General features: G+C 69.3%; 18 protein-coding genes and 3 pseudogenes. 13 read left to right on the top strand and 8 right to left on the bottom strand.

Annotated features, from left to right (window positions below):
- Window positions 1–626: 626 nt before the first annotated feature.
- The 4 genes and pseudogenes from ACWD5Q_RS01190 to ACWD5Q_RS01175 all read right to left on the bottom strand — a co-directional run bounded on the left by ACWD5Q_RS01190 (window position 627) and on the right by ACWD5Q_RS01175 (window position 4796).
- Window positions 627–1921, bottom strand: a pseudogene (locus ACWD5Q_RS01190) (DUF1015 family protein).
- A 362-nt stretch (window positions 1922–2283) separates the two neighbouring features.
- On the bottom strand, window positions 2284–3504 hold the full coding sequence (locus ACWD5Q_RS01185; protein ID WP_451424884.1) for a beta-ketoacyl-[acyl-carrier-protein] synthase family protein: 1221 nt from the start codon (window positions 3502–3504) through the stop codon (window positions 2284–2286).
- Window positions 3504–3734 carry an acyl carrier protein gene (locus ACWD5Q_RS01180; RefSeq protein ID WP_451424883.1) on the bottom strand — a complete coding sequence of 77 codons (231 nt, stop codon included), beginning with the start codon at window positions 3732–3734 and terminating at the stop codon, window positions 3504–3506. The genes ACWD5Q_RS01185 and ACWD5Q_RS01180 overlap by 1 nt, the downstream gene beginning before the upstream one ends.
- A 45-nt stretch (window positions 3735–3779) precedes the next feature.
- A complete protein-coding gene (locus tag ACWD5Q_RS01175) occupies window positions 3780–4796 on the bottom strand; it encodes a beta-ketoacyl-ACP synthase III (protein ID WP_451424882.1) in 1017 nt (338 codons plus the stop codon).
- A gap of 480 nt (window positions 4797–5276) precedes the next feature.
- On the opposite strand from ACWD5Q_RS01175, the gene ACWD5Q_RS01170 reads away from it, so the two are divergent.
- Entirely contained in the window at window positions 5277–5981 is a 705-nt protein-coding gene (locus tag ACWD5Q_RS01170) for a 4'-phosphopantetheinyl transferase family protein (protein ID WP_451424881.1), read from the top strand.
- 117 nt (window positions 5982–6098) lie between these two features.
- Here the strand turns inward: ACWD5Q_RS01170 and ACWD5Q_RS01165 are convergent, their stop codons facing one another.
- Window positions 6099–7430, bottom strand: a complete 1332-nt coding sequence (locus ACWD5Q_RS01165; RefSeq protein WP_451424880.1) for an MATE family efflux transporter — start codon at window positions 7428–7430, stop codon at window positions 6099–6101.
- Window positions 7431–7889: 459 nt separating this feature from the next.
- On the opposite strand from ACWD5Q_RS01165, the gene ACWD5Q_RS01160 reads away from it, so the two are divergent.
- The 7 genes from ACWD5Q_RS01160 to ACWD5Q_RS01130 all read left to right on the top strand — a co-directional run bounded on the left by ACWD5Q_RS01160 (window position 7890) and on the right by ACWD5Q_RS01130 (window position 14780).
- Window positions 7890–8825, top strand: a complete 936-nt coding sequence (locus tag ACWD5Q_RS01160; protein WP_451424879.1) for a 3-oxoacyl-[acyl-carrier-protein] synthase III C-terminal domain-containing protein — start codon at window positions 7890–7892, stop codon at window positions 8823–8825.
- Between the two features lie 18 nt (window positions 8826–8843).
- Window positions 8844–9698 carry a hypothetical protein gene (locus ACWD5Q_RS01155; protein ID WP_451424878.1) on the top strand — a complete coding sequence of 285 codons (855 nt, stop codon included), beginning with the start codon at window positions 8844–8846 and terminating at the stop codon, window positions 9696–9698.
- Complete coding sequence (locus ACWD5Q_RS01150) at window positions 9695–10408, top strand: hypothetical protein (protein ID WP_451424877.1); 714 nt, start codon at window positions 9695–9697, stop codon at window positions 10406–10408. Before ACWD5Q_RS01155 ends, ACWD5Q_RS01150 begins: the two co-directional genes overlap by 4 nt.
- A complete protein-coding gene (locus tag ACWD5Q_RS01145; protein WP_451424876.1) occupies window positions 10395–11540 on the top strand; it encodes an acyl-CoA dehydrogenase family protein in 1146 nt (381 codons plus the stop codon). The genes ACWD5Q_RS01150 and ACWD5Q_RS01145 overlap by 14 nt, the downstream gene beginning before the upstream one ends.
- 328 nt (window positions 11541–11868) lie before the next feature.
- Entirely contained in the window at window positions 11869–13245 is a 1377-nt protein-coding gene (locus tag ACWD5Q_RS01140; RefSeq protein WP_451424875.1) for a preATP grasp domain-containing protein, read from the top strand.
- A gap of 23 nt (window positions 13246–13268) precedes the next feature.
- Window positions 13269–14525, top strand: coding sequence for a type III PLP-dependent enzyme (locus ACWD5Q_RS01135; protein ID WP_451424936.1), 1257 nt, complete (start codon window positions 13269–13271; stop codon window positions 14523–14525).
- A gap of 18 nt (window positions 14526–14543) precedes the next feature.
- Window positions 14544–14780 (top strand): acyl carrier protein, encoded by a 237-nt coding sequence (locus tag ACWD5Q_RS01130; RefSeq protein ID WP_451424874.1) that lies wholly within the window; start codon window positions 14544–14546, stop codon window positions 14778–14780.
- A gap of 310 nt (window positions 14781–15090) precedes the next feature.
- Here ACWD5Q_RS01130 and ACWD5Q_RS01125 read toward each other — a convergent pair.
- Window positions 15091–15476 (bottom strand): annotated as a pseudogene (locus ACWD5Q_RS01125) (MarR family transcriptional regulator).
- Between ACWD5Q_RS01125 and ACWD5Q_RS01120 the strand changes: the two are divergent.
- Window positions 15457–15700: pseudogene (locus ACWD5Q_RS01120) on the top strand (NADP-dependent oxidoreductase); the annotation flags it as partial. The pseudogenes ACWD5Q_RS01125 and ACWD5Q_RS01120 overlap by 20 nt on opposite strands.
- Before the next feature lie 208 nt (window positions 15701–15908).
- Window positions 15909–16706: an SCO2400 family protein gene (locus ACWD5Q_RS01115; protein WP_451424873.1), complete on the top strand. Its 798-nt coding sequence runs from the start codon at window positions 15909–15911 to the stop codon at window positions 16704–16706.
- 36 nt (window positions 16707–16742) lie between these two features.
- On the opposite strand, the gene ACWD5Q_RS01110 is transcribed toward ACWD5Q_RS01115, so the two are convergent.
- A complete protein-coding gene (locus ACWD5Q_RS01110; RefSeq protein WP_451424872.1) occupies window positions 16743–17195 on the bottom strand; it encodes a MarR family winged helix-turn-helix transcriptional regulator in 453 nt (150 codons plus the stop codon).
- A gap of 162 nt (window positions 17196–17357) precedes the next feature.
- On the opposite strand from ACWD5Q_RS01110, the gene ACWD5Q_RS01105 reads away from it, so the two are divergent.
- Window positions 17358–18380 (top strand): NADP-dependent oxidoreductase, encoded by a 1023-nt coding sequence (locus tag ACWD5Q_RS01105; RefSeq protein WP_451424871.1) that lies wholly within the window; start codon window positions 17358–17360, stop codon window positions 18378–18380.
- A 133-nt stretch (window positions 18381–18513) separates the two neighbouring features.
- The gene (locus tag ACWD5Q_RS01100) at window positions 18514–19323 is read left to right on the top strand and encodes an EI24 domain-containing protein (protein ID WP_451424870.1); all 810 of its coding nucleotides are present in this window, start codon (window positions 18514–18516) and stop codon (window positions 19321–19323) included.
- Window positions 19324–19358: 35 nt separating this feature from the next.
- On the opposite strand, the gene ACWD5Q_RS01095 is transcribed toward ACWD5Q_RS01100, so the two are convergent.
- On the bottom strand, window positions 19359–19940 hold the full coding sequence (locus ACWD5Q_RS01095) for a TetR/AcrR family transcriptional regulator (RefSeq protein ID WP_451424869.1): 582 nt from the start codon (window positions 19938–19940) through the stop codon (window positions 19359–19361).
- 101 nt (window positions 19941–20041) lie between these two features.
- On the opposite strand from ACWD5Q_RS01095, the gene ACWD5Q_RS01090 reads away from it, so the two are divergent.
- Complete coding sequence (locus ACWD5Q_RS01090) at window positions 20042–22495, top strand: beta-glucosidase (protein WP_451424868.1); 2454 nt, start codon at window positions 20042–20044, stop codon at window positions 22493–22495.
- Window positions 22496–22548 lie beyond the last annotated feature (53 nt).

Here is a 22548-nt window from a genome sequence, read left to right as displayed (position 1 = left end):
TTAAAACCAAAGGATCAACAAGACACCGGAAAGTAGTTGCAGGGCGCAATCTTTTGACAGCGGCATTATTGCACGTTTCACATACTTCCATTCCCCGCGTTACCCCAGGTCGGGGGTGCAGGGGCGGCTTCTGTTCCACTTCAGGGATTTGCCAAAAGATGAGAGAAGAATTGGATCAATCAGCGGGAAAGCGACAAAAGGCTTGCCAGGGCACCTTGCGTGCCCACTGCACCTGAACACTCACCAGTTTCAATGAGTTCACTCAGACTTTCCCTGTTCATCTTATGGCTACGTAGAAGTCGGTCAACAGCGCCCGTGTGTGCGAGGCATGAGTGACGGATGATCCGTATTCGCCGTACAATCACAGTCGCGCGCGAGCACGAGACTGCCGAGGGCCCTGCCCCACTGCCCCTCGTCCTCAGGGCTTCGGCGTTCGCCTCATACGTCCGGTTGAACATGTGAGGCTGTGAAGAGCGAGGACGCAAGTGGCATACGGCATGAGCTCGGCGTCCGGAGGAGAGCATCGCCGACCTCGCCGAGCAGGGCGCGAGCCCGGGATGTCGACCCGCCACAACCGGCGGAAGGTCAGCGGCGTCAGCTCGTCAATTCCGCTGAAATAGCGGGGGTCAGCTGAGATCGAGGCCTCGCAGCACCAGTCCTGCCGCGGGCTTCGGACCGAAGGACGTCGTTTTGTGTGGCATCATCACGCCCTGCCGTGCCAGTGCGAGCACAGTGGCCTCGGGCACCGGGTGCATCAGCACAGCCGTCCCGCCGAGGCGTTCCGCCTGGTGCACTGCGGCTGAGGCGTCGTGCACGTAGCAGATGTCCTCCGGCGTGTCGGGGATCTTCCACAGGCGGTCGATGAGCAGGCTGTGCAAGACGGTCGCGTCGAGCCGCCGCCATTCCTCCGGCCGGTCGTGCTGTACCGCTTCGTCGACATGCAGCTCATCGGGGCGGGTCACCAGATGGAAGCGTCCGTCGCCGGCGAGCAGATAGGAATTCCGGCCACCGCCGTTCGCCGCCGCGTCCAGTGCGCGCAGGGCCGTCGGCAGTGGCCCCTCAACGCTCTCCACTTCGAAGACGTCCCGCACGGCGTCGAGCGCGGCGGCCGACGGCAGGCGCCGCAGCACCCGATGGATCGCCCGAAGCCGCAACGGGAATCGCGCCGTATCGACGAGCAGCACCAGTCCGTAGTCCCACGGCCCCGGTCCGCGCTGCTCGTCGCGCAGACGCAGATACGTCAGCCAGCGGTGGTGGCCGTCGGCGATCATCGCCTGGCGCGGGGCGAGGGAGGCGTCAACCGCCGCTATCTCGGCAGCGTCGGTGATGGCCCACAGCCGGTGTCTGACTCCGATTTCGGTGGTGGTGGAGAGCAGCGGAGGCTGCTGCGCCGCGCGCTCGACGACACGCGCCGCCGCGTCGTCGTGCTCGCCCTGGTAGGCGAGCAGCAACGGTTCCAGATGGGCGGCTGTGGCCCGCATCAGCCCGGCACGGTCGGCCAGGGAAGCGGGCGTCACGTTCTCGTGGGGGAGTACCACCTCTCGTCCGCCGCGGTGAGGCGGAGCGCGCCGATGAGGCCGCGTTGCAGGACGCTGTCCGGGCTTACCTGTTCGTACACGTACAGCGCGGGTACGGAGTCCGGCACCAGCACACCTTCAGCGCGCCAGCGATGCAGGGCCCTTGCAGCCCGGGTGTGGCGGGCCGCCGGCTCGCCGTCCTGGGGGAGAGTCAGCCCGACGACGTTGTACGGGTTCGCGCCCCGCAGCGCGCATACCCCCTCCGGCTGTGCGACGACGTCGTACGGCGGCGAGATGACGGCGGAGAGGCCACCGACTCGCTCCGGGACGTAACGCAGCCCGCGAAATGGCGTGAGCCGCAGCCCGGGTCCTGGAGTCCCGAAGGGGACAGAAGCAGCCGTCACGTGGTCGTCTCCTCCGGCCGCAGCGGCAGCCCGTCCTCAGCATCGTCGGCGCGGGGGCTGCCGCCGGTCAGCATGTCCGTTCCGATGCGGCGTGGCCGACCCGTACAAGGGTCCGCCCTCGCCGACCAGTCGCAGGCCGCTCGAGCGAGCGCGGTCGACCAGTTGTCCGATCGACTGGTCGTCCAACTGGTCCGCAGACAGCGCGCCCTGCGGTCCGGCTTGCTGTTCGCCGTCAACGGTGGCCCGTGCAGGACCACCGCTGACGGCGCCATGTACTGCGGCAACAGCCCGTCCGTCAACAGAGGGCTTCAGCCATGGGACCATCGGGCCCGCGGTTCGACGCGCGATTCACTGACGGGACCTCAGGGCGGGGTGATGGCGAGTACGGCGTTGTGTCCGCCGAAGCCGAAGGAGTTGCTGAGCGCGAAGGGCACGCGAGCGGAGATGCTTGTGGTCGGCACATTGATGTGGATGTCAGGGTCCATCGTGTGCAGATTGGCGGTCGGCGGGATGAGCCCTTGCTCGACAGTGAGGACGGTGAAGGCGGCTTCCACCGCCCCCGCAGCGCCGAGCAGATGCCCGGTGACACCCTTCGTCGAGGTGACATAGGGGCGGTGGGGGAAGGTGCGCTCGAGCATGGTTGCTTCGGCCAGATCGTTCTGGCGGGTCGCGGTGCCATGCGCGTTGATGTGTGCGACGTCGCCCGGTGTCGCGCCGGCATCCTTGAGCGCGGCATGGACCGCGGCTTGCGCACCTAGGCCCTCGGGATGCGGGGATGTGATGTGGTGGCCGTCCGAGGAGGCGCCGTAGCCCGTGACGAGAGCCCGGACATGAGCGTTCCGTGCTCGTGCGTCCGCGAGCCGTTCGAGAATGAGAATCCCGGCTCCCTCCCCCGCGACGAAACCGTCCCGGTCGGCGTCGAAGGGGCGGGATGCGGTGGCCGGGTCGTCATGACGCTGGGAGAGGGCTTTCATCTTCGCGAAAGCCGACATGTACACGGGAGCTATCCAGGCCTCGCTGGCGCCGGCGATGGCGATGTCACAGCGGTCCAGGTTGAGCAGGTCGCGGGCCAGGCCGATGGCTGTGGTCCCGGAGGCGCAGGCTGTTGTCGTCACCAGGCTCGGGCCGGCGGTGTTGAATTCTATGGAGACGATGCCGGCGACCATGTTGAGCAGTTGCTTGGGCAGGAGCAGCGGGGAGACCTGCCCGGGCCCCTTCTGGGTGAACAGGCCGTACTGCTCGTGGAGGGTCGTCAGTCCGCCCGCGCCGCAGCCGAGGACCACGGCCACCCGGGCCCCGTCCCACGTGAGGGGATCGAGACCGGCGTCCTGGATCGCCTCCCGGGCGGCGACGACGGCGAGTTGGGTGACAGGGTCCATGCGCCGCGACTTACGGCTTCCCAGCAGCTCGTCGGCATCGAAACCGGGAACACGACAGTAGATTTGCACGGGGCAGCCGTCGAGTGACGGGTCGATGGCAGCTGCGGGCTTTCCGTTCGTCACAGCGTCCCAGCCGGTGTCGACCCCTACTCCACCGGGTGTGACCAGGCCGAGACCGGTCACAGCCACATCCTTGGTAGCCATCAGACGTTCGCGCTCCGCTGTTCCATCAGACCGGCGAGATCCCCGATGTTGTTCATGCCGAATATCTCGCTGTCGCTGATGGAAATGTTCAGGTCGTTCTCCAGGAACATGCAGATCTCGACGATGGCCAGCGAGTCGAGGTCGGTGTCCTGCAGGGTTGTCGTGGGCTGGATCACCTCGGGTTCGACCCCGAGCCTGGTGACGAGTAGGTTCTTGAGTTCTTCGAACATCGCGATTCCTTCTTCTCTTACGGTCATACGATTTCGGTGCCGTGGTCAGGCAGCGGGGAGATCGGGCCATACCAACGTGGCCGCGCCCCAGGTCAGACCGCCACCGAAGGCGGTGAGCAGGACCTTGTCGCCGGTGCTCAGGCGACGGGCCTCTGCTGACTGGGCCAGCAGAAGGGCGAGGGAGGCGGCCCCGGTGTTCCCCACGTGTTCGATGTTGGACAACCGCCGTTGCGGCGGAACGCCCAGTCGTTTGGCCACTGCATCGAGAATGCGGGCGTTGGCCTGGTGGGCGGCGAATCGGTCGACGTCCGTGATGTTCCATCCAGCCATCCGCACGGCCAGGGCGGATGCTTCCGTCATGCGTGCGACGGCGTGCCGGTAGGTCGCGCTTCCCTGCATACGGAAGAAGAAGTCCTCCGCGGGCGGCTCCGTGCGGGACGCTCGTTGGCGCGAGCCGCCCGCGGGGACCTCGATCAGGTCGCTGTGCGCCCCGTCGCTGCGCAGCACTAACGGGCCTATGGCGCCCGGTTCGTCGGCGCGGCCTGCCCGGAGCACGACGGCCCCCGCTCCGTCGCCGAAGATGACGGCGGTGGAGCGGTCGGCCGGATCGATGAGGGTGGAGAAGGCGTCAGCCGTCACCAGGAGGACCCGACCGGCGATGCCGGAGGCGATCAGTCCCGACGCCGTGGCCAGTCCGTACAGGAAGCCGGAACACACAGCGGCGATGTCGAAGGCCGGCACCTCGTGCAGTCCGAGCCGGGCGGCCACGCCGGGCGCCGTGGCCGGGCAGGGCCTGTCCGGTGTCGTGGTCGCCAGAACCAAGGCGTCGACCTCGCTGGTTCCGGCGGATTTCAGCGCCTGCTGGGCCGCCTGGACGGCAAGGTCCGACGTCGCCACGCCCGCCCGCACGATGTGCCGGGTGGCGATGCCCGTGCGGGTGCGGATCCATTCATCGCTCGTGTCCAGTCCACCGGCGATGAGGTCCGCGTTGCTCACTCGGTCCGGCGGCACATAGGCCCCGATACCGGCGAGCACCGCATTGCAGTTCGATGGGGAGTTCATGTCTCGTCCTCATATGGCCGGTGATCGGCGCGCGGACCCACTCGCGCGGTGCGCGCCGAATGCCGCTACGACACAGGGGGTGGCCGGGCGGTACTAGCGCCCGCGTCGACAGGTAATGGACGGTGAGCCGGTGGTCGGGGATGTGGTCGCTGTGCACCGGCATGGCCGGCATTCATTCAGTCCGCTCGTCGCGCGGCGGCCGTGCCCCAGCCGTTGCGTTCGGGCGTCAGAAGCGGCGGCCGAGTACCAGGTGCCACTGGTCGGGGGCGAGCTGTCTTCGGCTTTCCCGGAGCTTTTCTGCGCCCGTACGGACGGTCGCGGCCACGTCTCCCTTCGACGGACAGGTGGTTGTCGTCAATCAAAATGACGCAACCGCACGGTGCCTGCCAACACCGGGAGTTCGCTCGAAGAACCTGGACAGATTGCCAGGCCCAAAGCGGTTGATTGTCAGGATTTGCTGGGCGGATCTAGTTTGGCAAGATGGACCCATGCTTCGACCATGTGGAGATCTGGAGCGTCGACTTGCGCCCGCCGGGCATCGACGTACGGGAATTCGCGGAGCTGTTGAGCGACGATGAACGGGGCCGCTGGAGGCGTATCGTCGATCAGGAGGGCCGCGACCGCTACGCGGTGGCCCACGGATCCGTGAGACTGATCCTGGCGAGCGAACTCGATGTGTCGCCCGACTCCCTCACCTGGCACCGGGGCATTCAGGGAAAGCCGCGTCTCGTCGGTGTCGCGGACGGCCTGCACACCAGCCTGAGTCACTCGGACGGGCTGGCGTTGCTGGCGGTGGCCGGTCGCGAGGTGGGTGTGGACGTCGAGCGGATCGCCGCGCGTTGGAGCAGGAAGCCCCCCGTCCGGTTCTTCCCCGCAGCAGAGGCCGCGGCCGTCGCTGCGGTGCCTCCGGCCGAACGCGCGGCCCTGTTCGTGCGGTTGTTCACCCGCAAGGAGGCGTGCGTCAAGGCAGCCGGCGGCAGCCTGCTGCCGCACGGGGTCCAACTGCACACGGCAGGGGAGGCTCCGCTGGTGGTGACCGGGCCCAAGAACGAGCGGTGGCACGTGCGGGACGTCCCTGTCGCCGAGGGCTACGGTGCCTCCGTGGCACTCGCCGGGCCCGAGGAGTTCGATGTCCGGGTACGACCGTGGTCGCCCACGGTCCCGGCCCGGCGCGGGGTTACGTGAGACGCCTCACCGGGGGTCCGTCGGCGATCGGCCGTGCTGGGGCGGGTGTGCGGGGTGTCCTGGTCGGGTTCGGTGTTCGACGAGAACTTCGGCCGGCCCGGCTGGTGGTCCGTTCGCTCAGCTGCTCGGAGCCGTGATCCGCCGCATGTACCGCAATATGTAGAACGGGACCGAGATGCCCATGAAGTTGCAGCAGGCCACCACTTCGAAGAATCCGTCAGCACCCCCCAGGCTCCCCGCGAGCGACGCACTCACCACGACGATCGCGCCGAAATAGACGACGTTGAGCACGATGGCCCGCACCCCGGCGCCGATCTCCTCCAGCGCGGTCAGCGCCGTCAGCACCGGCCCCTGGAAGGCGTAGGTGAGCGCGATGATGCTCAAGTAGGAACCGGCCGACGCGGACACGGCCGGATCGCTGCTCAGCAGACGAGCCACCGGGTGGGCCACCGACCACACCGCCACGGCGATCACCACGTAGGCCACCGCCGAGACCTCGAGACCGCCGCGCAGCGAGTCGCGGGCGCGGGCTCCTTCACCGGCCCCCCGCTGCTGGTTGATGGCAATCGCGGTCGCCGTTCCGATGACCGTGCCCGGCAGCAACACGAAATTCTGCAGCGCCGTCGCCACCGAGAATCCGGCCACGACGTTCGCGCCGTAGCGTGTGAGGACACCCAGGACCGCGAAGTTGTATCCGGATATCACCAACAGGGACGCGGCCACCGGCAGGCCTATCCGCCTCAGTCCGGACAGCGCGTCGTCGAGCCGCCCCGGCGCCGCGGCGCGCGGATTCCACAGCTCGGTACGCCGCACCATGAACAGACCCACGCCCAGACCCACGATGGCTGCCGTGCCCTGGCCGATGGGGACGGCGGCGACGCCGATCCCCGCGCCGAGCCCGAGACCCGCGACGCACATGACCTGCAGCGTCGCGGCGGAGACGGTGAGGAGCGTGGCCTGCCGCACGTGGCCGTAGCCGCGCAGGCTGGAGGCGCACAACTCCGGTCCGATGCTCACGAGTCCGGCTACGCTCATCCAGCGCAGGAACGTGACAAAGGTGGGCTGCACCTGTGCGTCGACGTCCAGCACGTCGGCCAGCCACGGGGCGGCGATGGCGAGCGCGGCGCACAGCGGAGTTCCGCAGACGAACCAGACACGGGCCAGGGCGACCGCATGGGTCATGACCTCTTCCGGGCCACGCTTCCCTTTGCTGATCGCGGCGGCGGCCTGGTTGGTGACGGCGAACGCCACGGTGAGAGCCAGCAGGAGATAGCCGATGGGCTGATACAGGGATCTCACATAGACGGCGTTGCCACCCATGCGGCCCAGGATCGCCACAACACCCAGCTGCGCCAGGAAGTTCGTGACCTGGGCGGCGAAGAAGGGCAGCGCCATGGTGGTGATGTCCCGCCGTGCCTGCACTCGTTCGAGTCGAGCGGAGCTGCGCACATGAACCTCCCGGGGGGCACACGTCCGGGAGATGACCCTGGATGCTGCCGGCCCATCTTTCATGGTTTTCGATGAGGGAGAAAGGCGCCGTCCGCGGGCACCGCGAACCCGGTGGCTTGTGCCGGGTGCGTTGCGGCTCCCACCGCTGCGGGAAACGGTGTGGTGACGCAGGGCCGGTGGCCTCAGCCGACGCTCATACGTGGAATCCTCTCGGGTCCGCCGATCCGATCCAATGCCCATTGTCCGGTCGAAGGGCCTGCGGAAATGGGTATGCCGGGACGGGTACGGAGCGGTGGACCACCGCCGCAGGAGCTCGGCGCTCGCGCCCCGCTGCCGGTCGGGAGTAAATCGACCTAGCCGAATGTGCAGGCATTTGGACCGCCCGTGGGCTGCTTCCACGCCCGGAAGGACTCTCGGATCCTGGAGCGGGCGTACGTTCATGACCACCAGGAGGCACGAGTGACATCCCTAGCTGCGGTATCCGCCTATCTGCCTGCCCACGTTGAGCCCGTGGTGGAGTACCTCAAGCGCTTCGGTCTCAGCGACCGGGAAATCAAGATCTACAAGCATTACTACGGCTTCGGTGAGGTCCGCTCGGATCCCGATCTCGGCCTGGCCGGTCAACTCATTGCAGCGGCACGGTCGTTGCCGGAGCTGCAAGGCCGAGAGCACTTGGTCCGCTACATCGTGCAGGCGAGGACCGTTCCGGTGGTCGCGCCCTATCCGATCAATCCGCTGCACGAGGCACGGGATGCCCTGGGGCTGTCCCACGCGCAGGCTTTCGCACTCAACCAGCAGGCGTGCGCGTCCGTGCTGATGTCCGTGGAACTCGCTGGCCGGCTGCTCGCCGAGGACGGCGACCCGGATGCCCTCGCACTGGTCTTCGTCGGGGAGAAGACGTTCACCGACGACGCACAGGTCCTCGGTGTCACCGCGGTGATGGGTGAAGGGGTGGCGGCGATCCTCGTGCGCGCCGGAGGCGGCCGGGACACGGTGCTCGGCTTCGCCACCCGTACCTACGGGCAGTACTACCGGGGTGCGCGGATGACCCCGGAGGACCACGAGGAGTGGGGGATTCACTACACCCCCGCGCTGACCGAGGTGATCGAGGAAGCGCTCGACCGGGCTGGGCTGGACATCAACGAGATCGACTACATCCTGCCGCACCACGTGAACCGGCTCTCCTGGCTGAAAGTACTGGCGGCCCTCGGGGTGAAGGACCGGGAGCGGCTCTTCACGGAGAACCTCTCCTTGGTGGGGCACTGCTTCGGCGCCGACCCCTTCATCAACTACAGCACGCTTCGTGCGGACGGCCGACTGAAGCCGGGCAACCGTTATCTGATGACCGCAGTAGGACTGGGTGCCACGTTCTCTGCCATGGTTTTCGAGCACTGACCGAAAGGAAACGCAGACGTGTACATCGGACCGAAGCCGGACAACGAACGGGCCGGACTGCGTATCGCCCGCATGGACCACCTGACGTTTGACGAACGCGGCTCCTTCGATGAAATCGATCGCCATTACTTCAAGGATCTCTGGGAACTCTATGGTTTCCATTGGGACGACTCGTCCTTCGACGGCGGCCGTGTTTCGTTTCTGGACATGATGAACGCTGTGGCGGACCGCCTCGGTCCGCTGACAGAAGGTCTCGACGTGGCGGTGCTGGCCAATTCCGTCCCCGACTCGCAGACGACCTTCGCACTCCCCTACTTCGAGCACACGGTGGGGGGCGTCGGCACGGTCTTCGCGGTTTCCGACCAGGGCGGTGCCGCGCCCTTCACCAGCCTTCGGCTGGCGTCCTCCACCCTCGCCCCCGGCGACAACGGACGGAGTCTGATCCTCATCATGGACCAGACGGCCGTGCTGTCCGGGCCGTCGATTCCACAGGACCTGAGGCCGACGAAGGACACGGCCGTGACGCTGCTCCTGGAGCGTGACGGCCGGTTCGGCGCCCCGGAGATCCGGCAGCACGTCTCCACGTCCGCGACCGAGGTCGTCGACTGGTTCCGTGAGGCCGCCCAGGCCGCCGACGGTGAGTCCCTCACTGTTGTCTGCCGGGCGGACGTAGCCCCGTACTGGGCCAAGACGGGGGTGAAGGCGGACGTTCTTCACGCGCCCGAGGGCCAGCCGTGCACCGGGCTGTGGGCCACGCTCGCCGACTTCTACGAGCAGCGGCCGGCGCACGATCAGAGCATCCTCCTTGCGGACTACGACGAGCGCTTCGGATACGTGAGCACCTGTGTCCTGAACACCGGGGGCCCGCAGTGACGACCGAGGCCCGCGATGCCGTGACCGCCGACGGGGACCATGACCTGCTCGGCTATGGCGACTGGGCGCCGGACGACGCCGAGCACGACGGGGGCGACAGCGGACCGATCCGGGACCTCGCCGCCTTCCACGGCCGCCTGGCTGGTGCCGATGCCGCGCTGTGCGGGCCGAACGGACAGGCCCTGGTACCGGTCTGCCTGCTCGGCACCATCGGCCGCCTGCGCACCGGGACCGGATGGGTGGCGCGCAAGAGTGATATCGAGACGGTCAGCATCCTGCCCGTACTGGACGACGTCGCCGTGATCCGTCTGCGCGCGACACCGCGCACGGGTGACGAGGCCGATCCGCACAGTGCGGTGGAGCTGGGCAGGCTGCGACTCGCGTGGTCGCGGCAGCTTTTCAAGGCGGCCGCCTCGCATCTGGCCGGACGGAGCAATAGCAGTGGGCGGCTGCTGGACCAGCAGTTGGTGAAGGGCGCGCTGGCCGATGCCACCATCGGGCAATGGGAGACAGAGGCCGTCCTCGCCGAGGCCCAGGCCGACTTCGGTGACCTGGCACTGCTTCACGACAGGATCACCGAGACCGACCGCATCCTCCTGAGGCTGCTCGGCGCCCACGGCTTCACCGTGGCAAGCCCGGGACGTACGGCACACCTTTCGGAACTGCTCGCCAATACCTACATCGAGAGGGCTGATCATGATCGAACTTGACAGCCATCTGGACGCGCTGCGAGGACTGGGCCGTGAGTTCGCCGATGCGATCCGTCCCTACGGGCTGGACCTCGACAGGGACCCCTCGCTGATCTACAAGTACGCCGACACACCCTTCACGCGGCAGCTGGCCTTCCTGCACGCGCCACCTGCCTACCGGCCCGCACCACTCGTCGCCGGGAAGCGCCGCTTCCCTCTCGAGACGACGCTGGAGAAGGTCGTCTTCCTGATGGAGGCGGCACGTGGCGACCTCGGGTTCCTGCTTGGTGCCCCCGGATCCTCGCTCTCCGGTCCCATCGTCACCGCGCTGGGTGACGACCGTCAGCATGAGTGGTTCTTCGGTCGGTTGGCCGCCAGGCCGACCTGGACCTTCTTCGCCCTCACCGAGCCGCGTGGTGGCTCCGACGCCAGTGGTATGACAACACGCCTCACCCCTGACGCGGAGCGGGGCGGATATGTGCTCGACGGGGTGAAGCGGTACATCGGGAACGGTGCACGAGCTCAGATCGGCGTGACGTTCGCCATGCGCGGCCGTGGCCTTCTCGCGGCGACCCCGGTCTTGATCGACACCTCCGATCCCGGATTCCACGCCGTCCCGGTTCCCACACTCGGGCTGCGGGCTGCCGAGCTGAGCCAGCTCACCTTCGAAGGGCTGCACATCACCCCCGAAAGGCTGCTCGGTACCCACCTGTCGGGGACCCGGGGCGGGTTGTGGGGCTGGCTCCGAGCCTTCAATCTGTTCCGTCCCATCGTGGCCGGCCACGGCGTGGCCATGGCCCAGGCCGCATACGACTACGTGGTCGAACACCGAAAGGGACTGGGAACGGTCCACAGCGACGGACTGGACCGGATGCGTCGGGAGATCGATTCGGTACGGAGGCTGACGATGCGCGCCGCTGCGGCAGTCGACCGGGATCCGTCCCGCGGCGAACTGGGCGCGGCGGCGAAGGCCCGATCCGCGGCGCTGGCCGAACGCGCGACGCGGTACGCGGTCGACTGTTTCGGCCCAGGAGGGCTGCTGGACCATCCCTACCTCGAGAAGCTCGTCCGAGACGCCCGAGCTATCGAGTTCATGGAGGGCACCGGCAACATACAGCGCATGAACGTCGTCAACGGCGTTCTCCGGCGGTAGGACGCAAGGACCCGACCGACGCCGCACCGAGGGCGCAAGTGGTGCGGAGGCGACCGTGCCGTGGCGCATGTCCAAGGGAGTACCGCGGCCGTCATCGGCCGTGCGGCGCGGCGGACAGCCGCCGTCGCCGCGCCCTCTTCCGCCCCCCGCCTGGCACCGGAATGCGGGCTGTGCGCTCGCCCGAGGGCACCCCAACACACACGCCGGAGCGGGCCCTTGCGCGTCACGAATACCGCGAGCGCGCCCCGAACAATTTCGGAGTAGAAAAAAATCCATGCCCGAACCGGCCGATTGTCACACCGGAATCGAGAGGCTTATCGTCCTGAACATGCGTGATAGAGAGCCTGCATTTCTCGCCCGCCTGCGCAAAGCATTCGGTGTGGCGTCCACCGCGCCACTGGTATTCCTCGGGAATTTCGAGGTCGAACGTCAGTGGGGAGCAAACGAACTCGGTCTGCCCACTTTCAATTCTCCGTCCTCCGATGTGCTGGTCAACCGGATGGACGAGTTTGCGCTGACGCTGGCCGGGCCCGGCGACGCTGTGATCCTCAAGCAGCGGCCGGACCCCGACTACGTCGCGTATCTGGAATCGCTCGGCTGGCGGTCGCCTCGGCCCCTGGTTCCCGCAGTCAGCGATCCGAGGCAGGACGTCACCGCGGACGCCCTCGCTGACAGCGTGTTGCTGGAGGAGCTGGCCGGCCTGCGGGACCAGGGAGCGGTGATCATCGCCCACGGGGTGTCGGACCGCGAGGAGCGGCTGGCCGAGCAGACCGGACTCCCCCTGGCAGCTCCCTCCGCGGCGGTGTGCAAGGCCGTCAACAGCAAGATCTACAGCAGGAAGCTGGCCGACCGCCTCCAGTTGCGCCAGCCCGCCGGGCGGTGGTGCGACAGCCTGGAGCGCTGGCAGGAGGCGGCGGAATGGGCTCGGGGTGTGCTGCGGGACGGCGGCAAGGTCGCTGTGAAGGACGCCTACGGTGTCTCGGGCAAGGGCATCCTCCAGATCACCGAGGAGGCCAGGCTCGACCAGCTCGGCCGGATGTTCGCCACCCGGAGCGAGCGGCGTTCCGACGACCGGCTCAGCGTGGTCGTCGAGGAATGGGTGCCGAAGGCGGCCGATCTCAACTACCAGTTCACCGTCGGCCGCGACGGCTCCACGCGGCTCGACTTCGTGAAGGAAGCACTCACTGAGAGGGGAGTGCACAAGGGACATCTCGTTCCCGCGCGGATCACGGAGACGGATCACAAGGAGATCGATTCCGTCGCCCGGCGCGTCGGGGAGGCGCTGGCCGCCGACGGGTACTTCGGCGTGGTCGGGATCGACGCGATGGTCGACCCCGAGGGGGGCCTGTACCCGCTCACGGAGATCAATGCGCGCAACAACATGTCCACCTACCAGGAGTCGCTCCTGGAAATGCTTGCCCCGGCGGGCGTGACCGCCCTGGCCCGGCACTACGACGTCGTCCTGCGCCGGCCCCTGCCCTTCGCCGAACTGCGGAGCGTTCTCGGCGACCTGCTGCTCGGTCCGGACAGCGACGGCGCGGGTCTGATCGTCAACAACTTCGCGACGGTCGGCTCCGGGCTCAGTGCGGGGGGCTCCGGGCGGCTGTACGGAATCGTGCTCGGCTCCGATCTGGATCAGGTGAATACGTTGGACAAGCAGGTGACCGAGGCATTGGTCCAGTGGCAGGAGGGTGAATCAGCGTGAGCGGCAGTTCACCCGACGCAGGAATGTTTCAGGGAATATCTGCGGAGGAACTGGCCGACCGGTTCGGCACTCCGTTGTACGTCTACGACGCGGACACATTGGCGGCCCAGTTCGACGGTCTCCGATCGGTGCTGGACGAATCGGTCGAGATCTTCTTCTCGATGAAGGCCAATCCGAACATCGGCGTCTGCCAGGTGCTGCATCGGCTCGGGGCCGGTGCGGAGGTGTCGTCACTCGCGGAGTTGACCACCGCCAGGCTGGCGGGAGTCCCCGCCGACCGCATCATCTTCCTCGGCCCTGCCAAGAGCGCGGAGGAACTGGCTGCCTGCGCCCGAGGGGAGGTCGGACTGCTGATCGCGGAATCCCTGGTGGAACTCGACCGGTACGACGCCCTGGTGGCGGCCCAGGGCACGGGACCCGCACAGGTGCTGTTGCGGGTGAACCCCGAGTTCTCCATCAAGGGGGCCGGCCTGACGATGGGCGGTAAGCCACGCCAGTTCGGTATCGACGAGGCGGAACTGATGGCCTGCGGGCCGGTGGACGGCCGGTGGCCGCACCTCAGGGTCGTCGGTATCCAGGCGTACATGGGCACCCGCATCCTGGACGAGTCGGTGATCAGCACCAACACCGAGCGCATCCTCGAACTCGCCGAGCGGGTGACCGGGCAACTCGGCTGCCCGATGGACATCGTCGACATCGGCGGAGGTCTCGGCGTCGCCTATTTCGAGGGCGAGCGGGACCTCGAGACGAAAGTCCTGGCCGAGGAGATCAACGCGGTTGTACGGGCGTTCCGCAGCCGCCATCCCGACACCCGGGTGCTGATGGAACTCGGCCGTTACCTCACAGCGACAGCCGGCACGTACATCGTGAAGGTCAGGTACGTCAAGGAGTCCTTCGGGGAGCCCTTCGCCGTGGCGGACGGCGGGACCAACCACCACATGGCGGCCGTCGGCACGGGCTCGTTCGTCCGGCGGAACTTCCCTGTGGCGCTGCTGAACCGGACGGCGGACGTCGACGATCGCGGCTGGAACGTCTCCGGACCCCTGTGCACACCCAATGACCTGCTGGTCAAGAAGGCGGCACTGCCCCGGCTGGAGCCGGGTGACCTCATCGGTGTCACCAGGTCCGGCGCCTACGGTCCGTCCGCGTCCCCCGGGCTCTTCCTGAGTCACGGATATCCCGCAGAAGTCATGGTGCTGAACGGGGCCGCTCATCTGGTGCGGCGGCGGGACACGGTCGAGGACCTGTTGGACAAGCAAATAGCCCTGGACATCGACTAATTCGACCAAGGAGTTGTGATGGTAGACGAAAAGGACGTCATCGAGGTGCTGGAGAAGGTCCTCGGCAAGGACCTGCCCGAAGCCACCGGGCAGACGAGGCTGTTCGAGGACCTCAGCCTCGACTCGACGGCCGCCCTCGAGGTGCTGATGGCGATCGAGGAGAACCTGGGGATCGCCTTCGACCCCGAATCCCTCGAGCCGGAACACCTGAACACCGTGGGCCATCTCACCGCGTTCATCCGGTCCCAGAACTGAGCCGAAGCCCGGCCGCGCAGGCGGCAGGGTGCGCCTCCCCCGCGTCCGGGCGGTCACTGCCCGGACGCGGGCGGACGTCGTGGCACCCGTGGAGCACAGATGGCCAAAGGCCGTGTGACGGTGCCCCACGGTGCCGCCTGCGGACGCGGAGATCGCGAGGCCGAATCGCGGCCCCGGAGGTGGTGTACCGGCTGAACTGCGACACATTCGAGAAATGTGTCGCACCTGCGGATTCGACTGCCTGCCCGCTGTCGCTGTACACCACGGCCGTGGACGCGACCAGGGTCGGCCCGGCTCGTCGACCCGGGGCTCAGCTCCCGTCCCGCGTCTGCCGCAGCAGGTTGCGCAAAGCCAGTCGCTCCTCTTCCGACAGCCCGGCCAGCGGCTCCCGCGCGAAACGCAGCCCGTCCCTCAGGTTCCGGGCCACCCGCCGCCCCTCGCCACCGCCAGTTTCACCCGGCGGTTTCCGGGCAGCGTTCCACCAAGCCCCGCGCCTCCAGCCGGTCCACGATCCCGGTCACGTTGGAGGGTTCGCACTTCAGTTTCCCGGGCCGGCCGCCGCATCGGCAGCGGCTCCAGCGACAGCAGGCTCAGCAGCCGCGCCTGCGCCCCGGTCAGCGCGTGCTCGGCCGCCTCCTCCTCGTACTCCTCGTGGTAGCGGGCCACGACCGTGCCGATGAACTGGCACCTGCTCAGCCGCCCCGTCGGCCGGCCCCAGCGCGAGGACTTCGCCCTCGTCGAGACCGAGGTACCGCAGACGGGTGAGGGCCAGGTGCTGGTGCGCAACCAGTACCCCTCGGTGGACCCGTACATGCGTGGCCGGATGAGCGCCGCGAAGTCCTACGTCGCCCCCTACGAGCTGAACCAGCCGATGCAGGGTGGCGCCGGTCGGCGAGGTCGTCGCCTCGAACGTGGACGGCAACTGCCCCCTTATGACTGGCGCTTGCGCATCACTACCGGCGCCCGGCTCGTGCTGACCTGCTGCCGGCCGGTGCCGACGTCGAGGAGGTCCACGCCGTTGTCCAGCACGTCTCGCGCGGCGCCGGCCCCGGGATGTCCGGTCCCCCACAGAACCTTCACCGCGGGGCCTAGGAACGTGACCGCCGCGGAACTTAGTCTTCCCGCGTCATGGACTACTGCCACCCGTGCCGAAGGCACCTCAACGGCGCCTACGCCTGCCCGGGGTGCGGCACTCCGATCGAGCACCTGGGCGCGTACGCCGACGACGGCGACGCGCGCCCCTTCGAGCACGCCCCCCACGGAGACGAGGGCCCCGACGACGCGTACGGGTCCGGCGGCGCGCACGGGTCCGACGGCGCCGAGGCACCCTTGGGGGATCGCGCCGCGCGACCCGGGCGGGCGCAGAACCGCAGGCGCGCCCAGGGGCGCGGCTCGGCCGGTGAGCGGGACGACGGGCGCGGGACGCGGTCCGGCCGTCGCGACCGCAAGGCCGCCGCGCACCGGCGGCGCCGGCGGCGGATCCTGTTCGCCGGTGCCGGACTGCTGCTGGCGGCGGGCGGGCTGAGTCTGGCCGAACTCGGCGTCGAGGCACCGGGATCCACCCCGAAGACCGCGACCGCCGGAGGCGAGACCCCGGGCGGCGGGGACTTCCCGGGGGAGACGACCACGCCGTCCGAGGCCACCGACGAGGCGATCGCCGACGCGTCCTCGGTGTCGTCGGCCTCGTCCGCCGCGTCCCCGTCGGCGTCCGCGTCCGCGAAGGACAAGAACAACGACAAGGACAAGGGGGAGGCCGGGGTCACTGCGTCGGCGCCCCCGACCGGGCTGCCGGGCCGTCCGGCCCCGACCTCGACGGCGACCACGGCCCCGAGCGCGACCCCGCCGGCGCATCCGGCACCGACGAGCCCGCCCCCCGCCCCGTCGCCGACGAAAACGTGCAACCGGTTCCTGTGGTGGTGCACTTGAGGCCGTCCTAGCACTCAGGAGCGGCCAAGGGAGTCGTCACTCGTCGTCCCGAGTGGAGTGCCCCACCATCCGGCGCAGCAGATCGCGCAGGACCAGCTGTTCCTCGTGCGACAGTCCCGCGAGGGGTTCGCGGGCGAAGTTCAGGGAGTCCCGCAGGCCGCGGGCCACCCGGCGGCCCTCCTCCGTCGGCGCCGCGAGCTTCACCCGGCGGTCCGCCGGGTCCGGGCGGCGCTCCACCAGCCCCCGCGCCTCCAGCCGGTCCACGATGCCGGTGACATTGGACGGCTCGCACTTGAGCCGCTGCGCCACCCTCCGCATCGGCAGCGGCTCCAGCGACAGCAGGCCCAGCAGCCGCGCCTGTGCCCCGGTCAGCGTGTGCTCGGCCGCCGCCTCCTCGTACTCCTCGTGGTAGCGGGCCACGACCGAGCCGATGAGGTCCACGACCTCCAGCGTCAGGGGGTCCATGCGGGGTGTCTTCTGCGCGGCCATGCGCTCCAGGCTACCTCTTTACTTGACAGCCTGAAATATTCAGGAGCATGGTTGTTTCAGGTGGTGAAGTATTTGTGCCGAAGTGATCGAGCCGCACCCGGGACGCCACGCACGGCACACAGCGCCCAGCACCCCGCACACCGCACGTGAGGAAAGGCCCCCATGTCCGAGACCCCCGCCCTCCCCGCCGTCAGCCGCGAGTGGCACCTGCTCAGCCGCCCGGTCGGCTGGCCCAAGCCCGAGGACTTCGCCCTCGTCGAGACGGAGGTGCCGCAGCCGGGCGAGGGGCAGCTGCTCGTGCGGAACGAGTACGTCTCCGTCGACCCCTACATGCGCGGCAGGATGAGCGCCGCCAAGTCGTACGTCGCCCCGTACGAGCTGAACCAGCCCATGCAGGGCGGCGCGGTCGGCGAGGTCGTCGTCTCCCACGCCGAAGGCATCAAGCCGGGCGACCACGTCCTGCACTTCTCCGGCTGGCGTGAGTACGCGGTCGTGGACGCCAAGACCGCCGTCACGGTGGATCCGCAGACCGCGCCGCTGACGGCGTACCTCGGCGTCCTGGGCATGACGGGTCTCACGGCGTACGCCGGCCTGCTGCGCGTCGCCTCCTTCAAGGAGGGCGACTCCGTCTTCGTGTCGGGTGCCGCGGGCGCCGTCGGCAGCCAGGTCGGGCAGATCGCGAAGCTGAAGGGCGCCTCCCGCGTCATCGGCTCCGCGGGATCGGACGAGAAGGTCAAGCTCCTGACCGAGGAGTACGGCTTCGACGCGGCCTTCAACTACAAGAACGGCCCGGTCAGCCAGCAGTTGCGCGAGGCCGCCCCGGACGGCGTCGACGTCTACTTCGACAACGTCGGCGGCGACCACCTCGAGGCCGCCATCGGCTCCCTCAACCGGGGTGGGCGCATCGCGGTCTGCGGCATGATCTCCGTCTACAACAACACCGAGCCCGCGCCCGGCCCGAACAACCTCGCCCGGCTCATCCAGACCCGCGGCCGGATCGAGGGCTTCATCGTCAGCGACCAGTTCGACCTCCAGCCGCAGTTCGTCCAGGAGGTCGGCGCCTGGGTCCGCTCCGGCGAGCTGAAGTACCGCGAGACCGTCGTCGAGGGCATCGAGAACAACCTGGAGGCGTTCTTCGGGGTCCTGCGCGGCGACAACATCGGCAAGATGATCGTAAAGCTCTGACGCAGCCCGTGACGTACGCCGACCAGGGTCGTTGCGTACGACGGAGGCCGTGCCCTTGGACGTGGGGCGCGGCCTTCGCCGCTGCCGGGCCCGGGCCGACGGCGGTGCGGACCGGCTCGGTAAAGTCTCCGCCATGCGTGATCTCGGGGTGGGATTCGGCCAACTTATCGAAGGCCAGCGGTGGGTGGCCCGGCACGGCAGGCGGTACGGCTTCGCCCTGCTGCCCGGGTTGATCACCCTCGTGCTCTACGCGGCCGTACTCATCGCCCTGGCCCTCTGGGGCGAGGATGCCGTCACCTGGGCCACCCCGTTCGCCGACGGCTGGCCGAGCCCCTGGCTCGGCCTCTTCCGCGGACTGCTCACCGTCGTCCTGTTCGCCCTCGCCCTGCTCCTCGCCGTCCTCACCTTCACCGCCGTCACCCTCCTCGTCGGCCAGCCCTTCTACGAGAGCCTCTCGGAGCAGGTCGACAGGGACGTCTCCCCGGACGGCACCGCCCCGCGGTCGGACCTGCCCCTGTACCGCGAACTGTGGATATCGGGCCGCGACAGCCTGCGCATCCTTGTCCGCGCCGCGCTCTGGGGCCTTGTGCTCTTCGCCCTCGGCCTCCTCCCGTTCGTCGGCCAGACCGTCGTCCCGGTGATCGGCTTCTTCGTCACCGGCTTCTTCCTCACCGAGGAACTCACCGCCGTCGCCCTCCAGCGCCGAGGCGTCGAACTCCGCGCGCGCCTCACGCTGCTGCGCTCCCGCAAGCTGCTCGTCTGGGGCTTCGGCACCCCCCTCGGCATCGCCTTCCTCGTCCCCGTCGTCGCGGTCTTCCTGATGCCGGGCGCGGTCGCGGGCGCCACCCTGCTGGCCCGCCGGCTGCTGGGCGAGGAGACGGCCGGTGACGCCGGCACCGAGGGTGCCGACGCCCCCGAGGGCGAGCCGATCAGCGGCTCCTGACCCCGGCGTTGGACGACGCGTCCGCGGGGAGCGCCCTACTCCTCCGCCCCGTCCAGCAGCACCAGGAAGTCCCGGAACGCCCCCGGCATGTCCACCGACTCCGGGTCGAGCAGCCACTGGTACTGCAGCCCGTCCATCACCGCCACCAGCAGCGGGGCGGCACGCTCCGGGGTCAGTCCGCTCGGCAGCCGCTCCCCGTACTCGGCGCGCAGCATGGCCGCCATGCTCGCCCGCACCTCGCGGTACCGTTCGGTGAAGTAGCCGCGCGCCGGATGCTCTTCGGTGACGCTCTCGCCGAGCAGGGCCGAGAAGGTCTGCACGATCGCGGGCCGCATCGCGTTGTACTCGACGAGCGCGGCGAGCAGTTCCAGGCGCCACCGGCTGTCCGGCACCGCGTCCCAGCGGTCCCGCTCCTTGAGCAGGGCGACCAGCAGCGCGTCCTTGGTCGGGAAGTAGTGCAGCAGCCCCTGCTGGGTCAGGCCCACCCGTTCGGCGACCGCCGCCATGCTCGCGCCGCGGTAGCCGCGCTCGGCGATCACCTCCAGGGCCGCCCGCACGATCTCCGCGCGCCGTTCCCCACTTCTGGCCCTGGCCGTCATGGCGTCACCGTACGGCATGCGCCGCGTTCATATGTAACGGAAGAGTCACGAAACCTACCTCTCTACAAGGGCCGGGTGCACGATGAGGACGCCAACGGCTTTCGACGAGGAGGTCCGCCGTGACGACAACGGCAGCCGGCACCGCGAAGAACCCGCAGGACGAGAACCGTGAGGCCGTCGTCGAGGCGGCCCTCGCCCGACTCGGCCTGGCGGCGAAGACCCGGCTGCTGGCCGGTCAGGACACCTGGTCACTGCCCGCGTTGCCGGAGATCGGCCTGGCGTCCCTGGTGATGTCCGACGGCCCGATCGGCGTCCGCGGAGTGCGCTGGACCGCCGACGACCCGTCCGTCGCGCTGCCCTCCCCGACCGCCCTCGCCGCCACCTGGGACCCGGACCTGGCCCACCGCGCCGGTGTCCTCCTCGCGCAGGAGGCCCGCCGCAAGGGCGTCCACGTCCTCCTCGCGCCCACGGTCAACCTGCACCGCTCCCCGCTCGGCGGCCGCCACTTCGAGGCGTACAGCGAGGACCCGTATCTGACCGGCAGGATCGGCAGCGGCTATGTCCGGGGCGTCCAGTCCGGCGGCGTCGGCACCACCGTCAAGCACTACGTCGCCAACGACGCGGAGACCGAGCGCTTCACGGTGGACAACGTCATCGGCGCCCGCGCCCTGCACGAGCTGTATCTGGCCCCCTTCGAGGCCATCGTCAGGGACGCCCGCCCCTGGGGCGTCATGACCGCCTACAACACGGTCAACGGCACGACGATGACCGAGCACCGCCACCTGGTGGGCGAGGTGCTGCGCGGCACCTGGGGCTTCGACGGCGTCAACGTCTCCGACTGGACGGCCGCCCGCTCCACCGTCGCCTGCCTGCGGGGCGGCCTCGACATCGCGATGCCCGGCCCGGTCACCGTGTACGGCGAGGCCCTCGCCCGGGCCGTGCACGACGGCAGGGTGACGGAGGCGGAGGTCGACGAGGCCGTCCGCAACGTCCTGTGGCTCGCCGCCCGCGTCGGGGTCCTGGAGGGCGCCGAGCCCGTCGTGGCGGACCTCCCCGGGGAGGTCGATGGCGAGGCGCTGGCCCGCGAGATCGCCCGCCGCGCCTTCGTCCTCGTCCGCAACGAGAACGCCGCCCTGCCGCTGAGGCCGGGCGGCACGGTCGCCCTCATCGGGGCCGCCGCCCGCGACGCCCGGATCCTCGGCGGCGGCTCCGCCCTCGTCTTCCCGCCGCGGGTCGTCTCCCCGCTCGACGGCCTCACCGCCGCCCTCCCGGAGGGCAGCCTGACGTACGCCGTCGGCGCCGACCCCAGCACCGAACTCGGCGTCGCCCGCCAGGGCTTCGCGCTGCGCGCCGTCTGCCGCGACGCCGCCGGGAACGTCATCGGCACCCGCCCCGCCCCCAGCGGACAGATCCAGTGGACGGGCTCGGATCTCCCCGACGGCGTCACCTACGGCCGTCTGCACACGGTCGAGCTGACCGGCACCTTCACGCCCCGCGTATCGGGCCCGCACACCTTCGGCATCAAGGGCATCGGCGCCTTCCGCCTCGTCGTCGACGGCACCCCGTACTACGACGACGTCCAGCGCCCCGCCCAGGTCGACCCCTTCGGGTCGTTCTTCGGACCTCCGGTGCCCCGCGCCACGGCCGGACTCACCGCGGGTGAGCCGGTCGAGATCTCCCTCACCCAGGTCGTCGACCTCCCCGACGACTTGCCCCTGAGAGGCGTCCGCTTCACGCTCGCCCACCAGGAGCCGCAGCGCGACCCCGACGAGCTGATCGCCGAGGCCGTCCGGGCCGCCCGGGCCGCCGGCACGGCCGTCGTCGTGGTCGCCACCACCGAGCGCGTCGAGTCCGAGGGGTTCGACCGCACGGACCTGAGGCTCCCCGGCCGCCAGGACGACCTGGTCCGGGCCGTCGCCGCCGCCAACCCGAACACGGTGGTGGTCGTCAACTCCGGCTCCCCGGTGGAGCTGCCGTGGCGCGACGAGGTCGCGGCCGTGCTGCTGAGCTGGTTCCCCGGCCAGGAGGGCGGCGCCGCCCTCGCGGACGTGCTGACCGGCGCACACGAGCCGGGCGGCCGGCTGCCCACCACCTGGGGCCCGCTGGACGACGCCCCGGTCACCCAGGTGGTCCCCGTCGACGGCGAACTGGTCTACCGCGAGGGCGTCTTCATCGGCTACCGGGCCTGGGAGAAGGCGGGGCGGACCCCCACGTACCCCTTCGGCCACGGCCTCGGCTACACCGACTGGACCTACGAGTCCATCGAGGTCGAGGGCACGACGGCGACCGTCCGCCTGCGCAACTCCGGGGCACGCCCGGGCCGGGAGGTCGTCCAGGTGTACGCGGCGCCCGCCGCGCCCGACGCGGAGCGCCCGGCGCGCGTCCTGGCCGGGTTCGCGGGGGTCGAGGCGGCCCCGGGCGAGTGGGTCGAAGCCGTGGTCGAGCTGGACCGCCGGGCCTTCGAGGTCTGGGACGAGACGGCGGACTCATGGGCGTGTGTGAAGGGTTCGTACGAGGTTGCGGCCGGACGCTCGATCGCCGACCGCCGCGTCACCACGACGATTAACGTCTGACCCGGGACAGGCCTCCCCACGAGCAGCCCCGGTCCGGGACCTGACCCCCGGAC

The sequence above is a fragment of the Streptomyces sp. NPDC002513 genome (genome assembly GCF_053595355.1).
This window is presented reverse-complemented; position numbering and strand designations above follow the sequence as displayed.

Excerpts from the sequence above, each read along its gene's own strand:
- ACWD5Q_RS01185 (WP_451424884.1), bottom strand. The coding sequence starts at position 3,504 with ATGGCTACCAAGGATGTGGCTGTGACCGGTCTCGGCCTGGTCACACCC.
- ACWD5Q_RS01180 (WP_451424883.1), bottom strand. The coding sequence starts at position 3,734 with ATGTTCGAAGAACTCAAGAACCTACTCGTCACCAGGCTCGGGGTCGAA.
- ACWD5Q_RS01175 (WP_451424882.1), bottom strand. The coding sequence starts at position 4,796 with ATGAACTCCCCATCGAACTGCAATGCGGTGCTCGCCGGTATCGGGGCC.
- ACWD5Q_RS01170 (WP_451424881.1), top strand. The coding sequence starts at position 5,277 with ATGGACCCATGCTTCGACCATGTGGAGATCTGGAGCGTCGACTTGCGC.
- ACWD5Q_RS01145 (WP_451424876.1), top strand. The coding sequence starts at position 10,395 with ATGATCGAACTTGACAGCCATCTGGACGCGCTGCGAGGACTGGGCCGT.
- ACWD5Q_RS01140 (WP_451424875.1), top strand. The coding sequence starts at position 11,869 with ATGCGTGATAGAGAGCCTGCATTTCTCGCCCGCCTGCGCAAAGCATTC.
- ACWD5Q_RS01135 (WP_451424936.1), top strand. The coding sequence starts at position 13,269 with ATGTTTCAGGGAATATCTGCGGAGGAACTGGCCGACCGGTTCGGCACT.
- ACWD5Q_RS01130 (WP_451424874.1), top strand. The coding sequence starts at position 14,544 with ATGGTAGACGAAAAGGACGTCATCGAGGTGCTGGAGAAGGTCCTCGGC.
- ACWD5Q_RS01115 (WP_451424873.1), top strand. The coding sequence starts at position 15,909 with ATGGACTACTGCCACCCGTGCCGAAGGCACCTCAACGGCGCCTACGCC.
- ACWD5Q_RS01110 (WP_451424872.1), bottom strand. The coding sequence starts at position 17,195 with ATGGCCGCGCAGAAGACACCCCGCATGGACCCCCTGACGCTGGAGGTC.
- ACWD5Q_RS01105 (WP_451424871.1), top strand. The coding sequence starts at position 17,358 with ATGTCCGAGACCCCCGCCCTCCCCGCCGTCAGCCGCGAGTGGCACCTG.
- ACWD5Q_RS01100 (WP_451424870.1), top strand. The coding sequence starts at position 18,514 with ATGCGTGATCTCGGGGTGGGATTCGGCCAACTTATCGAAGGCCAGCGG.
- ACWD5Q_RS01095 (WP_451424869.1), bottom strand. The coding sequence starts at position 19,940 with ATGCCGTACGGTGACGCCATGACGGCCAGGGCCAGAAGTGGGGAACGG.